Genomic DNA, 14,963 nt, shown 5'->3' with positions numbered 1-14,963 from the left:
GTTGATGAAATTTCATGTAAAAACAACTACTAATTTTTGAATTTAAAATCTTTTAAAACTAAACAATGCAACTTAAAATATATAACTCCTTAACTGGAGAAAAGGAAATTTTCGAACCGATTTTACCTGGAAATGTTGGGATGTATGTCTGCGGACCAACCGTCTACAGCAATGTACACTTGGGTAATGTCCGAACATTTTTGTCCTTTGATTTCATCTACCGAAGCTTGATGTTTTTGGGTTACAAAGTTCGTTATGTTCGCAACATTACAGATGCTGGACATTTGACGGACGATGGCGACATTAACAACGACCGATTCATCAAACAATCGCGTTTGGAAAAATTAGAACCAATGGAAATCGTACAAAAATATACTGTTGATTTTCATGATGTTCTTAAAAAATTCAATCTTTTGCCTCCAACGATTGAGCCGACAGCAACTGGACATATTGTTGAACAAATTGAATTAACCAAAACCCTTATCGATAAAGGTTTTGCTTACGAAAGCAATGGTTCAGTTTATTTTGATGTTTTGGAATATAACAAACGTGGTCTTAACTACGGCGAATTGTCTCGTCGTAATATCGAAGAGCTTTTCGCCAATACGCGTGATCTAGACGGACAACACGAAAAGAAAAATCCGCAAGATTTTGCACTTTGGAAAAACGCATCGCCACAACATATTATGAAGTGGATTTCGCCTTGGGGAGAAGGTTTCCCAGGTTGGCATCTCGAATGTACAGCAATGAGCACAAAATACCTTGGTAATCAATTTGACATCCACGGCGGCGGAATGGATCTTAAATTTCCGCATCACGAATGTGAAATTGCACAAGGAAAAGCTTGTAATGGCGAAGAACCTGTGAGATATTGGATGCACGCCAATATGCTAACGATGAATGGTCAACGTATGTCAAAATCCACGGGCAACTATATTCTTCCAATGGAATTGATTACAGGAAATAACAATTTCTTTGAGAAAGCTTTCCATCCAAGTGTGTTGAGATTTTGCTTTATGCAAGCGCATTACAGAAGCGTTTTGGACATTTCTAACGAGGCGATGTTGGCTAGTGAAAAAGGTTTTAACAGATTGATGGAAGCCGTAAAATCTTTGGATAATCTGGAAGCTACAACAACGTCGAGTATTAATGTTGAAGAACTGAAAACTAAAGTTGTAGATGCTTTATTAGACGACTTTAACAGTCCGATTGTTATTGCTAACCTTTTTGAAATTGTTAAAACGATATTCGCTATTAAAGATAAAAAAGAAACAATTAGCCAAGCGGATTTAGATACATTAAAGCAATTCGTTCATGATATTGTCTTCGAAGTTTTGGGCTTACAAAATGTTGAAGAAAACAATAGTGAAAAACTTGATCAAGCTTTAAAAGTTCTTATTGATCTAAGAAATCAAGCGAGAAAAGCAAAGAATTTTGATTTGTCAGATCAAATTCGAGATCAACTTTTGGAGCAAGGTATTGAGCTAAAAGATAGCAGAGACGGTACAAGTTACCAACTTTTATAAATAAATTCGGCGCCCAAAGGGCGCCGAATTTATTTTAATATTATTTAAGAATATTTAATTCAGAAAAAATTAAATATTCCCGACAATGGTTTTTGTAATAGTAAATTCTCTAAGCGCAACTGTCGAAAGCTCTACACCATAACCAGATTGTTTTGCGCCTCCAAACGGCAATCTAGCATCAGAACTTGTTGATTTATTTATAGAAACTGTACCAGAATCTAAATTATCAATAAAGAATTGCGCACGTTTTTTATCTTTCGTCCAAATTGCATTTCCTAAACCGAACGGAATATCATTTGCCAATGCCAATAATTCTTCATCCGTTTCACCAACCATCAACATTGCTAAAGGACCAAATAATTCCTCTTGAAGAATTGGATTCCCAGCTTTTACTTTGATGATTCCAGGTTTTAATTCTTGGTCAGAAAGTCTTTCTAAAGGCAAGACAATTTCGGCTCCATTTGCAATAGCTTTATCATATTGCGCCAACAATTCGTCCGCTAAATCTTTTCTAGCCATTTTGGAAATACGCGTATTTTTATCCATTGGATCGCCAGGAACATAAGTTTTATACTCCTCCACGAAAGCAGGAATAAACTCATTTTCCACAGATTTTTGAACTAAGAAACGTTTTGCAGCATTACAAACTTGACCTGTATTTTGGAGTTTTCCACGAGGTGCTTCTTTGGCTGCTTTTAGAATTTCGGCATCGTCTAAAACAATATAAGCATCGCTACCACCCAATTCTAAAACCGATCTTTTAATATTTTTACCGGCAATCGACGCCACTTCGCCACCCGCTTTTCCGCTGCCTGTCAAGCTTACACCTTGTACATAAGGACTTTCTAAAATCTCTTGAATCTCTTTATGTCCAACTTCAAAATTTTGAAATACCGCTTCTGGAAAACCAGCTTGTACAAACAATTCCTCGATAAGTCGCCCCGTTCCGAAACAGATTGAAGCATGTTTTAACACAACAACATTTCCTGCCAAAATTGCTGGAACCGCAAATCTCAATACTTGCCAGAAAGGAAAATTCCAAGGCATTACGCCCAAAATAATCCCAAGCGGCGCATGATGAACTTCAGAAACATTAAATTCGGTTTCGATATTTTCAGGTGCCAAAACATTCTCGCAATTTGCGTAATAGTCGAGCATACCCGCAGTTTTATTGATTTCGGCAATCGATTGGGTAATCGGCTTGTGCATTTCTTTAGTAATGGTAACCGCATACTTGTCAACATCCGACCTCATCAATTCAGCCATTTTTGAAAACAATTTTTGACGTTCTTCAAAACTTATTTTTCTCCAATTGAGAAAGGCTTTGTTACCTAATTCTAATTTTGCTTGTATATTCATAGTATAAAATTTCCGCACAAAATCTGTGCTAGAAAGTTTGATTTTAATAAAATTTAAATTTGTTTGTAATAGACAGAATCAGTTTTATTTTCGCCTAAAAAGCAAAACTGAATTAAGAAAAATCAGCAATAAATCTAGGGTTACCCAAATACTGATTTTCATATTGTCATACTTCAAAATACCAACTTGATCCGAAGCAATACTTGACAATTTCTGACTTTGATTAATATAGTTGCGTACTTCTACAATCTGGTCGCGATTGCCTTCTGTAACAGCATGTTGCGAAAAATAAGCTAGTCTAGATTTGTTAAGATAACCTACGATCCAAAACTCATTTGACTTTTGCATATTAAGATATTCTATGCGATAAAAATCTGGTCGAATTCTCCCAATATGTTTAGAAAGATACTTTTCGTCGCTTCCATCTTTATCCGAAACACGAATAACATAAAAATCCAACGGCTGCGGAAGATGGTTGATAACTTGTACCGCCATCGAATTTTCTAGAAATTGGCTTAGACTTTTTTCGACAAACCAATATGCAAAATAAGCGATACTCCCAACAACAATAACAAATCTAAAAATCTTTGCTACAACCGCAAATCGACCTTTTTTGTACAAAGACAAAACTAAGGCAGCGCATAACAACAAGAAAATCAGAAATATTATTAAATACATGTTGCAAAGATAAGAAAGCTTTTGAAACTAGAGCTTAGTCGACATTCCATTCTTTATAAAATTGATCCAAAAAGCTTAACATAAACTGGTGACGCTCCTCAGCAATTTCCTTTGCAGAATCGGTATTCAACAAATCTTTTAGCAACAACAATTTTTCATAAAAATGATTAATGGTCGTCCCATTCGATTTTTTGTATTCTTCTTTTGACATTCCAACTTGTGGCGGAATATTAGCATCGTACATTAAATTGTTTTTAAAACCTCCAAAATTGAAAGTTCTCGCAATACCAATCGCTCCAATTGCATCGATACGATCAGCATCTTGTACAATTTTTAGCTCGATTGGAAGATCTTCTGGCGCTTCATTTCTATTTTTAAATGAAATATTATTGATGATAAAAACAACTTTTTCGATGCGGTCGCTAGGGAAATTCAAAGATTGTAAAAATTCGGTTGCTACTTTTGGCGCTACAGTTTCGTCTCCGTTATGGAATTTGGGATCAGCAATATCGTGTAGTAAAGCACCTAACTCGACGATCTCAATATCACAAGATTCTTTAGCTGCGATTTTTTTTGACAATTTCCAAACGCGTTCAATGTGGTACCAATCGTGTCCAGCTTCCGCGCCTTGTAGTTTTTCTTTTACAAAATCTATGGTTTCATCAATAATTTGACTCATTTTCTCTTTAATTAATTTGGTTTAAAATAATATTCCACAGCTTTTGATTATAACTTCTAAAAAAGTTGACATGTCCAATATTACCTACTTCCGAATCTTTAACTTTTATTAAATGATATTCGGGCTCTAGTTTTGGATAGGTACTTTTTAATAGCGATTCGACACCATTTTTGGTTAACCAAGCATCATCTTCGGCATAAAGAACAAAAACTTTTTTAGAAATATTTTTAGAAATATCAACTTTAGAATTCTCTAATAAATAATCGGTTGACTTTTGTTTTAAAATTAAATTTCGCCAATCATAACCAACGCCAGCAGGAAGACTTTCGCCCAATCCAAAGCGATGTGCAGGGAAATAACCGAACAATTTAGTTGACAAAGGTTGCATAATCCCAAAACCCAAATAAGCCGAAACTTTGGTTTTAAAATTGAGATGACCAACATAGGCATTTTGCGTTGCTACAAAAAACAATTTTTCGAAAACATCAGAATTTTGATTCATCCCAAGAATTAGCGCACCGACACTGTGACCAAGGATAAATTTAGAAGAATCAGAATAATGTTTAATAACATATTCTGTCACTGCTTTGTAATCGAGGTTGCCCCAATCTCGCATTGTTGCAGAAAAACCTTTCATCTTTTTAGGCTTGGACAAACCTATTCCGCGGTAATCATAAGTGATAACCGTTATTCCGTTCTGCGCTAAAAACTGAGCGAATCCAAAATACATTTGTTGCTTAACACCTGTCGCCGAATTAATAATCAAAACTTTTTTCATATCAATTTCGGGCACAAACAAGGTTGCGGCTAACAGATATCCATCCTCAGCTTTTATTGATAATTCCTGCATCGGACTGGGCTATTTGATCTCCTTAAGATAAGGAAGACCTTTTTGAGAATCTAGTTGACTAGCAGCACGAAGGGCAATTTTGTTACCAAACTTCACGCAATCTTCGATATTATTTTGATGTAAAAGCGCAATTGCAAAACCAGAAGTAAAGGCGTCGCCCATTCCCATTTTGTTGACCATTTCACTAGGATTTTCGCGGAAATATTTCATTTCTGCACCATCATAATAACTTGTAGAGTTGGCATCATCACGCAAAAACAATTTATTAGGAAGACTCTTCATAATGCTTTCTACAGGCACATCGCCAAAGACGTTTTTAACATCATGATTTTTAGCAACGATAAAAGTCGCTGCATCTACAACTTCTTGAGAAAGTTGCGCCGCTGGTGCCGCATAAACACCCAATTTTTTAGAATATTTCTTACACTTTTGTGCAACGTAATTGATGGTTTCTGCTGGAATTTCCATTTGCATTAAAACCAAATCTGCACTTTGAATAAAGCGATCCGCTTCGTCGATATAACGTTTTCCTAATTTGTAATTAGCGCCAGGAATAACAACAATGGCATTACCTTCCGCCGAAGTCGTTACATAAGCCGTACCCGTCGGCTCGTCAGTCTCATTGATAAATGCAACATTAACGCCCTCGTCATCGAGGTTTCGAATAACTTGTTGTCCATAAGGATCCATCCCGACACAACTCACCAAATAGACATTGGCACCAAGTCTTGCCGTAGCTATCGCTTGGTTTGCGCCTTTCCCTCCTAGAAAACTCTTGGATTCGGATGCCAAAATAGTATCATTAGCTTGTGGAATTTTGGAAGTTTCTAAAACAAAATCTATTGAAGAACTTCCAACAACAACTATCAAAGGATGTTTTTGTGTTACTTTTATCATGCTTTAACGTTTATTGAATTTCTATAAATTCGGTAATAAATTTAACAGGTTGCTTATCTTTATTATATCCAATGTACGACGCGTAAAAACCTTCGCCATAACCAGCTTCGAAAGCTAAAAGATTATTAGCCTCTTCTGGATAAGGCTTCATCATTGCAAATTGATCGATTGCCCCATTGCTATCATAAAAATAACTATGGAAAAACTCTTCGTAAAGCCCCATAAAATCGGCACCTTTCTTTTTGAAAAGCTCTTGCTCGTAATCATTAACTTTTTTTTGCGTGTCAAAATCCATCAATCCTGCCATTCCTGATTCTACTGGAAAACCAAAAATTTCGCCATCTTCCAAATCTTCTAGTTTTTGATCATCGCACAAAGCCATCACCCAAGTGTCAACTTTGTCATCTGCAAAGACGATCTCCGAATATGCAATGCAATTACTACTCGCTTCTTTATGTATCGTCACTGGAAAATCGCCTTTCGGAAACAATTGGTTAAAAGCAGTCTTATCTGGCGTAACCACCGGATCGCAAGCCACCAATCTTCCTGACGAAATATGTAAATAACCCGCCTCAAAGCTTTCTAGAAGCGGATTTTCTACATGTGATTTTGAAAATAATTTCGTGATATTTTCTATATGATTCATTCTTGTGAAAGTAAAGAATAATTCTTAAGTATTATAATGTTTTTAATTTTTCTTCTAAAATTGCAATCTTATCCATCGCGTCGCGTTGTTTTTTAAGCTCGTTATCAACAACTTGTTGTGGCGCACCAGCCATGAATTTTTCGTTTGACAATTTCTTCTCAACAGAGATTAAGAAACCTTTTAAATATTTAATTTCTTCCTCTGTTTTTTCTTTTTCTTCGCCTAAGTCTAAGTTTTCACTTAACGGAATCGCACATTCTGTCGCGCCAACTAAGAAGCTAAAACTCGGTTTATCCGTTTTTTGACCAAAATGAATGTCTTGCAAATTAGCCAATTTTAAAACTACAGCTTGATTAGCAAATTCAGACGCATTTGTGAAAACTTCAACTTCTTCTCTTGGTGAAATTCCCTTTGATTGTCTATAATTTCTAACACCCGAAATTACTTCTTTAGCAAAATCAAAATTAGAAATTAAAGCTTCATCAAAACCATCAACTTTTTTCTGTTGTGTAATAATCAAAGCTTCTTCTATACTTCTGTCGCTGATAATATGCCAAATTTCTTCTGACAAGAATGGCATAAATGGATGCAACAACTTCATTAATTCTTCAAAATAATAAATTGTTTTGTCATAAACTTCTTGGCTAATCGCTTCACCATAGTTTGGCTTCACAGCTTCCAAATACCAAGAGCAGAAATCATCCCAAATCAACTTATACAACACATGAAGCGCATCCGAAATACGGAATTTTGAAAAATGATCTTCCATTTCTAAAATGCTTTTCGCTAGTTGTTGCTCAAACCAATTGATTGCTTGCGTATCGGCATCATTTGCTTTTACATTAGCATCTTTCGTCCAAGTTTGTGTAAGCTTAAATGCGTTCCAAATTTTAGTCGCGAAATTACGTCCTTGCAACATCAAATCTTCATCAAACAACAAATCGTTACCCGCCGCAGAACTTAACAAAATCCCAACACGAACACCATCTGCACCATATTTATCGATTAATTCGATTGGATCAGGAGAATTCCCTAAAGATTTTGACATCTTACGACGTTGCTTATCACGCACAATTCCTGTGAAATAAACATTCTTAAACGGAATTTCTTTTCTGTATTCTAGACCAGCCATCACCATTCTCGCAACCCAGAAGAAAATAATATCTGGACCCGTCACCAAATCCGAAGTCGGATAATAGTAATTGATGTCTTTATTATTTGGTTCTAAAATGCCTTCGAAAACAGAAATCGGCCATAACCAAGACGAGAACCAAGTATCCAACGCATCTTCATCTTGTCGTAAATCTTCAGTTGTCAGTTGTTGGTTGTTAGTTTTTTGTTTTGCTAAGATTAAAGCTTCGTCAATATTTTCTGCAACGACAAAGTCATTTTCTGCAGTTCCATAATAGAAAGCCGGAATCTGTTGTCCCCACCAAAGTTGACGAGAAATATTCCAATCATGAACATTCTCCATCCAGTGACGATAAGTGTTTTTAAACTTTTCAGGATAAAATTTAACCTCATCATCCATGACAACATCCAAAGCAGGTTTTGCTAATGTTGCCATTTTTAGGAACCACTGTACAGAAATTTTAGGCTCGATAACTGCGCCTGTTCTTTCTGAAGTCCCAACTTTATTAGTATAATCTTCTGCCTTTAACAAAAGATCTTTTTCATCAAGTTCTTTTACGATTTCTTTTCTAACAACAAATCTATTTTTGCCTGCATAATGCAATCCATTTTCGTTAAGATTAGCATCATTATCCATAGAATCGATGATTGGCAAGTCGTGTTTTTTTCCAATTTCGTAGTCGTTAAGATCGTGAGCTGGAGTAATTTTTAAAGCGCCAGTCCCGAATTCGATGTCAACATACTCATCTTCAATAACAGGAATTTCGCGATTAACGATTGGCACAATCAATTTTTTTCCTTTTAAAGCTTGGTAACGCTCATCATTAGGATTAACACAAACTGCAACATCTCCAAAAATAGTTTCTGGACGCGTCGTTGCAACTGTCACGAAATCTTCCGATCCTTGAATTTTATATTTTAGATAAAATAATTTACCTTGTTGTTCTTTAAAGATTACTTCTTCATCCGAGATGTTTGTTTTCGCCTCGGGATCCCAGTTGATCATTTTGTAACCTCTGTAGATTAATCCTTTATTATAAAGATCTACAAAAACTTTAATAACCGATTTTGACAAATTATCCTCCATCGTGAATCTCGTACGATCCCAGTCACAAGAACATCCTAACTTTTTCAACTGCTCCAAAATTGTCCCACCATATTGGTGTGTCCAATCCCAAGCATGTTTTAAGAATTCTTCTCTTCCGATATCTGTTTTAGAAATTCCTTGCTCTTTTAGTTTAGCAACAACTTTAGCCTCAGTTGCGATAGAAGCATGGTCAGTACCTGGCACCCAACACGCATTGAAACCTTGCATTCTTGCACGTCTCACCAACACATCCTGAATTGTATTGTTCAACATGTGTCCCATGTGAAGAATTCCCGTTACATTAGGTGGCGGAATTACAATGGTGTAAGGTGGTCTATCATCTGGTGTCGAATGAAAATATTTGTTATCTAACCAGTAGTTATACCATTTTTGTTCTGTCTCTTGAGGATTATATTTGTCTGCAATCTGCATTATTAATAATTTTTTGGCTTATTATTTGCAAAAATAAGATAAACAAAATTATTTATAGATATATTTAAATTTATTTATAACTTTGATTCTTAGTATTTTCAAGAATTTTAACTAACAAAATAGAAAAACAATATGAAAAAGACACTTTTAGGAATGGTTGCTGTTTTAGGTTTCGGACTTGCTTCTGCACAATCAATTTCTTTTGACAAAACAGTTTTTGATTACGGAAAAGTAACTGCAGGTAGTGATGGTCACAGATACTTCACTGTAAAAAACACTGGAGACAAGCCTCTTATCCTAACAGAAGTAAAACCAGCTTGTGGATGTACAACTCCCGAGTGGAGCAAAGATCCAATTTTACCAGGAAAATCTGCTCAAATTAAAGTAGGATATAATACAAATTTAACAGGTACTTTTAGTAAGCCAATCGAAGTATTTTCGAATGACCCAAAAAATCCTAGATCTGTATTAACTATTAAAGGTGAAGTTGGTGCTGCTACACAACAAGTACAAACTTTACAAGCAACTCCAGCTACAATGAAGGCTGAAATAGTAAAAGAAGCTTCTCCTGCACAATCTAAAAAAGCAGTAAAAGCGCAACAAGTACAACTTGCTGCACCAGTTAAAATGGAAGAAGTTAAGAAATAATATTTTTCAACTAAAGACTTTCAAACCGCTTATACAAGCGGTTTTTTTTGTTACATTTACATAAAAACGAATATGAAATCTATATCAACAAAAGACTTTTTAGCTAGTAAAAAAGATTTTAAAATCGCTGATCACAAGACCGATTATAAAGCAGATATTCCAAAAGAAGAAGGTGAAAAACTTCTTAATTCTGAAAAAGAAAAACTTTACGATTTACAAGAAAAACTATATGCCGACAGCAGCCAATCTCTACTCATCGTAATCCAAGCTATGGATGCAGCAGGTAAAGACAGCTTGATAGAACATGTTTTCGGAGGGGTTAATCCGCAAGGTTGCGAAGTCACAAGTTTTAAAACACCAAGTTCTAAAGAATATGATCACGACTTCTTGTGGAGACATTATCTGGCGGTTCCGGCGAAAGGAAAAATAGGAATTTTCAATCGCTCTCAATACGAAAGTGTTTTGGTGTGTAAAGTTCACCCAGAATATAATCTTAAGGAACGTGTTTGGGACGATGTTAAAGATTTTGACAAAAAATTCTGGGATAATCGTTACGAAAGCATCAGAAATTTTGAAAAACATCTTGCTAATAACGGAACGAGAATTATTAAATTCTTCCTTAATGTTTCTAAAGATGAACAAAAGCAAAGATTCTTGGACCGAATCAACGAAGAAGATAAAAACTGGAAATTTTCTAGTGGTGATGTTGTAGAGCGCAGTTACTGGAAAGATTATATGAAAGCATACGAAGAAGCCATCCAAGAGACCAATACCGATTTTGCACCTTGGTATGTTATCCCAGCGGACAAAAAATGGTTTACAAGACTCGCAGCTTTACAGATTATTATCGACACTTTGGAAGATATGAATCTTAAATTCCCTGAGGTTAGCAAAGAAGAAAAAGAAGCTTTACAAAAATCAAAAATTGAATTAGAAAACGAAAAATAAAATATGGATGTAATGTCGCTGCTTTTGGGCGTTGTTGTTGGTTTTGTAATTGGTGCGGTGATTTTGCATTTTTATTATTTGTCAAAGACTGCGAAAAATTCTGTTTTGATGGAGCAAAATCTTGCAAGCTTAAAATCTGAAAATTCTTTTATTAAATCTAATCTAGAAACATCGGAAAAGCAAAAAGCAGATTTACAATTTAAAATTGACGAGCAAGAATCTAAAACATTTTCGCAGCTTCAAAAAGTTGCTGAACTAAATGCAGAAAACACTAATCTAGTCCAGCAGCTTGATGATTTTAAATTTGAATTAAAACAACTTCAGGACAAGCAAGAAATTTCCCAACAAGAAAAGCAAAATCTAATTGCCCAAAATGCTGAATTGTCTGCACAAAACAAAAACCTAGAACTTCTTCTTAACAATCAAAAAGAGGAAATCGAAAAATTGCAAGAACAAAGCAAATTGCATTTTGAGAAAATGGCGAACCAGATTCTCGAAGAAAAAACAGAAAAATTCACGAATCTTAATCAACTACATCTAAAATCTATTCTTGAACCTTTCGGGAAAAACATTGACGAGCTAAAGAAAACTGTTTTTGAAACTTATGATAAAGAAGCTAAAGAACGTTTTTCGCTTGGTCAAAAAGTAACGGAATTAAAACTTCTGAATCAGCAAATTTCTGAGGAAGCGCAAAAACTGACGCAAGCTTTAAAAGGAAATAACAAAACCCAAGGCAACTGGGGCGAAATGATTTTGGAAAGCATTTTGGAAAAATCTGGACTTGCAAAAAATCGAGAATACTTCCTCGAACACGAATTGCGTGACGACGCCAAAAACCCAATCTATTCGGAGTTTTCTGGAAAAAAAATGCGTCCCGATGCTTTGATTAAATATCCTGATGAACGCAATGTGATTATCGACAGCAAAGTATCTTTAAATGCTTTTATCGAAATGGCAAACGAAGAGGACAAAGATATTTTTAAAATCAAACAAGAGCAACATCTTCGTTCGGTAAAACAACACATCAACGAGTTAAGTCTAAAAGCTTATGATGATTACGACAAAAGTTTGGATTTTGTGATGATGTTTATTCCGAATGAAGCAGCTTACAATGCAGCTTTACAAGCGGATTCGCAACTTTGGAATTATGCTTATGATAAACGAATTTTATTATTAAGTCCAACCAACCTCATCACCTCTCTCAAATTAATCGCTGATCTTTGGAAACGCGATGCCCAAAATAAAAACGCTTTGGAAATCGCGGATCGCGGCGCAAAACTTTATGATAAGTTTGTTGGTTTTGTGGAGAATCTTGAAAAAATTGGCAAGAACATCGAACAAGCGCAATCTTCTTATAATGAAGCCTACAAGCAACTTTCCACAGGAAATGATAATCTTGTCGCTCAAACTGAGAAACTGCGAAAACTTGGATTAAAAAACAAAAAGCAACTTTCTAACAATCTTACAGATTCTTCGGAAAGTGAGTAAGGAATAGAGGTCATATAAATTATGAAAGCCTTTCAGGGTTTAGAACCCTGAAAGGCTTAAGCTCGTCAATAATCTCTAAGCTTAGTAGGTTTTGTTTCCTATTTTTGGAGGTTCTACTTAATGATCCAAAAATCTAGTAAATTTCGGGTAAACAAAAAAAGCCATTCAGGGTTTGAAACCCTGAATGGCTTTTTTATGTGCAATCCCTAGCCCCGATGGAAGCGGCATCCTTTTGTTGATGAGGGTACTTCGGCTCCGCTCAGCAACCCGAGTCAACAAAAGATATAGCGGACAGCGGGATTAAGCTCCTAAAAAAATTATTTATTAAGCAATTTTGCTACTTCTGGCGCTGCATATGTGAAAATCATATCCGCACCAGCTCGTTTGATGCTTGTCAAACTTTCGATAAGAACCTTGTCATTGTCCAACCAACCATTCTGCGCAGCGGCTTTTATCATCGCATATTCGCCACTTACTTGGTAAACAGCGATTGGTTGCGTGATAATTTCGCGAACTTTAGAAACGATGTCTAAATATGGCATTCCTGGTTTTATCATGATAATATCAGCGCCTTCGGCAACATCATCCAAAACCTCAGTAATCGCTTCACGAGAATTATGAAAATCCATTTGATAGGTTTTTTTATCTTCTGGAATATCCTGCGAATCTACTGGCGCACTGTCCAAAGCACTTCGGAACGGTCCGTAAAACGCACTTGCATATTTGGCGGCGTAAGATAAAATTCCACAATCTGTATAATTGGCTTCATCCAAAGCTTCGCGAATTGCCAACACACGGCCATCCATCATGTCACTCGGTGCCACAATGTCTGCACCCGCTTCTGCCAATGACACTGACATATTGGCAAGCGCTTCCAAAGTAGAATCGTTGTCCACTTTTCCGTTTTTGATGATACCATCGTGACCATAAATTGAGTACGGATCCAAGGCTACGTCTGGCATAATGATAACTTCTGGAACTGCATCTTTTATCGCTTTGATGGTAGTTTGCATAAGCCCGTTCGGATTCCAAGCTTCTTTTCCTGTGTTATCTTTTAGGTTGTCCGAAACCTTCATATAAATGTTGATAGCCTTGATGCCTAGCGCATAATTTTCTTTAACCTGCTGAACTGTTAAGTCCAAAGATTGACGAAAAACACCTGGCATTGAAGAAATGGCTTCCTTTTTGTTATCACCTTCCATGACGAACATTGGTAACACAAAATCGTTAGTTGTAAGTTGCGTTTCTTGAATTAGACTTCTAATAGACGCATTAGATCTAAGTCTTCTATTTCTTGTAAACATCAGTAAAAATTTTACTGCAAATTTACATCACAATTGTGGAATAATTATTGTATAATTGAAATGAATTAAATACATTTGTGTTTAGACTTTCAAAAAAGTTTATTTAAATGAAGAAATTTTTACTATTTATATTGTTTATCGGCTTTTCCTTTGCATTTTCTACTAAGATTAATGCACAAGTTAGTAAAGCTAATTATAGCATCAACTCCGGAATTAGCAAGAGTGATGACGGTGTTTTGGTGGCATACCCTAACCCTGCGAAGGATTTTATCATTGTAAAAGCAAAAGACAATGAAGCTAAAATAAAATCTGTGACTTTCTATTCTATTCTTGGTGTACAAGTTTTGGAATATAGCGTTAACATGAACGCTGCCGAAATAAGACTAGACAAACTTCGTCCTGGTAAATATCTAATGCGTTATTTATTAGACGACAATACACAAAGAGTTACACAAATTATTAAACAATAATTAAAACTCTAGATAAAACAAAAGCCTCAACAATCGTTGAGGCTTTTTTATGCTTTTATATCTACTAATAAGAACCTGAAGTATTTTCGTCTTTTGTTAACGCTAAAGCTGAAGAAGTCCCGATTCTTTTAACGCCAAGATCAATCATCTTAACAGCGTCATCGTGCGATCTAACGCCGCCTGCAGCTTTTACAGGAAGTTCACCAGCATTATCTAACATAATTTTGATTCCTTCAAAAGTTGCTCCATTTGGCTTACCTCCTTCAGTTTGATAAAATCCAGTTGATGATTTAACAAAGATATTCTTGAAATCCTTCTCCGAAAAATTCTCTTGTGACCAAGTCCAAATTTTAGCAGTAATATCAGCAATTTGTTCATCGGTTAAAGCAGCGATTTCGATAATCCATTTTGCAACTTTTTCGTTATCTAAAGCAAGTTTTGTACATTTAATAAATTCACTTTTTACTAAATCTGTTTCTCCCCTTTTGAAAGCTTCATAATTAATCACGAAATCTAACTCGTTAGCGCCATCCTTAATCGCTTTCTCAGCTTCTGCCAACTTTTCATCAATAGAAGCCGAGCCTTCATGGAAACCAATGACAGTTCCTAAAACTACATTTGCTTTTTTAGCGTCAATATAATTTCGGATTTCCGAAACATAATCAGGACGAATCATCACAGCGAAAAGTTGATTATCGATTGCCTCGTCGGTTAATTCTTTAACGATTTTAATCGTTTCTTCTTCTGTTAATCCTGACTGAGCAGGCGTTTTAAGATATGTTGAATCTAAATATTTTTTAATATCCATAGTTGAAAATTT

Annotated in this window: 14 protein-coding genes; 5 read left to right on the top strand and 9 right to left on the bottom strand. The window is 35.6% G+C overall.

What is annotated here, in order from left to right:
- Positions 1-65: 65 nt before the first annotated feature.
- Positions 66-1,526 carry a cysteine--tRNA ligase gene (gene cysS / locus B5X62_RS03635; protein ID WP_079666037.1) on the top strand — a complete coding sequence of 487 codons (1,461 nt, stop codon included), beginning with the start codon at positions 66-68 and terminating at the stop codon, positions 1,524-1,526.
- A 69-nt stretch (positions 1,527-1,595) separates the two neighbouring features.
- On the opposite strand, the gene B5X62_RS03630 is transcribed toward cysS, so the two are convergent.
- From B5X62_RS03630 to B5X62_RS03600, 7 genes are all read right to left on the bottom strand, one after another.
- On the bottom strand, positions 1,596-2,885 hold the full coding sequence (locus tag B5X62_RS03630) for an aldehyde dehydrogenase family protein (protein ID WP_079666036.1): 1,290 nt from the start codon (positions 2,883-2,885) through the stop codon (positions 1,596-1,598).
- A gap of 84 nt (positions 2,886-2,969) precedes the next feature.
- Positions 2,970-3,563, bottom strand: a complete 594-nt coding sequence (locus B5X62_RS03625; RefSeq protein WP_079666035.1) for a hypothetical protein — start codon at positions 3,561-3,563, stop codon at positions 2,970-2,972.
- Positions 3,564-3,597: 34 nt separating this feature from the next.
- The gene (locus B5X62_RS03620) at positions 3,598-4,242 is read right to left on the bottom strand and encodes an HD domain-containing protein (protein WP_079666034.1); all 645 of its coding nucleotides are present in this window, start codon (positions 4,240-4,242) and stop codon (positions 3,598-3,600) included.
- Positions 4,243-4,249: 7 nt separating this feature from the next.
- Positions 4,250-5,092: an alpha/beta hydrolase family protein gene (locus B5X62_RS03615; protein ID WP_079666033.1), complete on the bottom strand. Its 843-nt coding sequence runs from the start codon at positions 5,090-5,092 to the stop codon at positions 4,250-4,252.
- A gap of 9 nt (positions 5,093-5,101) precedes the next feature.
- Complete coding sequence (locus B5X62_RS03610; RefSeq protein ID WP_317041885.1) at positions 5,102-5,989, bottom strand: PfkB family carbohydrate kinase; 888 nt, start codon at positions 5,987-5,989, stop codon at positions 5,102-5,104.
- 10 nt (positions 5,990-5,999) lie between these two features.
- Positions 6,000-6,635, bottom strand: a complete 636-nt coding sequence (locus tag B5X62_RS03605) for a DUF4241 domain-containing protein (protein WP_079666032.1) — start codon at positions 6,633-6,635, stop codon at positions 6,000-6,002.
- Between the two features lie 31 nt (positions 6,636-6,666).
- Positions 6,667-9,285 carry a valine--tRNA ligase gene (locus B5X62_RS03600; protein ID WP_079666031.1) on the bottom strand — a complete coding sequence of 873 codons (2,619 nt, stop codon included), beginning with the start codon at positions 9,283-9,285 and terminating at the stop codon, positions 6,667-6,669.
- A 132-nt stretch (positions 9,286-9,417) separates the two neighbouring features.
- Between B5X62_RS03600 and B5X62_RS03595 the strand changes: the two genes are divergently transcribed.
- From B5X62_RS03595 to rmuC, 3 genes are all read left to right on the top strand, one after another.
- Positions 9,418-9,933: a DUF1573 domain-containing protein gene (locus tag B5X62_RS03595; protein WP_079666030.1), complete on the top strand. Its 516-nt coding sequence runs from the start codon at positions 9,418-9,420 to the stop codon at positions 9,931-9,933.
- A 72-nt stretch (positions 9,934-10,005) separates the two neighbouring features.
- Positions 10,006-10,881, top strand: a complete 876-nt coding sequence (locus B5X62_RS03590; protein ID WP_079666029.1) for a polyphosphate kinase 2 family protein — start codon at positions 10,006-10,008, stop codon at positions 10,879-10,881.
- 12 nt (positions 10,882-10,893) lie between these two features.
- Positions 10,894-12,369, top strand: coding sequence for a DNA recombination protein RmuC (gene rmuC, locus B5X62_RS03585; protein ID WP_079666361.1), 1,476 nt, complete (start codon positions 10,894-10,896; stop codon positions 12,367-12,369).
- A 317-nt stretch (positions 12,370-12,686) separates the two neighbouring features.
- Here the strand turns inward: rmuC and hemB are convergent, their stop codons facing one another.
- Positions 12,687-13,673 carry a porphobilinogen synthase gene (gene hemB / locus B5X62_RS03580; protein WP_079666028.1) on the bottom strand — a complete coding sequence of 329 codons (987 nt, stop codon included), beginning with the start codon at positions 13,671-13,673 and terminating at the stop codon, positions 12,687-12,689.
- A 107-nt stretch (positions 13,674-13,780) separates the two neighbouring features.
- Here hemB and B5X62_RS03575 point away from each other — a divergent pair, with 107 nt between their 5' ends.
- A complete protein-coding gene (locus B5X62_RS03575) occupies positions 13,781-14,143 on the top strand; it encodes a T9SS type A sorting domain-containing protein (RefSeq protein ID WP_079666027.1) in 363 nt (120 codons plus the stop codon).
- Between the two features lie 64 nt (positions 14,144-14,207).
- Here B5X62_RS03575 and deoC read toward each other — a convergent pair whose 3' ends face one another.
- Positions 14,208-14,951, bottom strand: a complete 744-nt coding sequence (gene deoC, locus B5X62_RS03570) for a deoxyribose-phosphate aldolase (RefSeq protein ID WP_079666026.1) — start codon at positions 14,949-14,951, stop codon at positions 14,208-14,210.
- Positions 14,952-14,963 lie beyond the last annotated feature (12 nt).

The sequence above is a fragment of the Soonwooa buanensis genome (assembly GCF_900167905.1).
Lineage (GTDB): Bacteria > Bacteroidota > Bacteroidia > Flavobacteriales > Weeksellaceae > Soonwooa > Soonwooa buanensis.
Note: the sequence above shows the minus strand (reverse complement) of the source record. Positions and strands in the feature narration are given on the sequence as shown.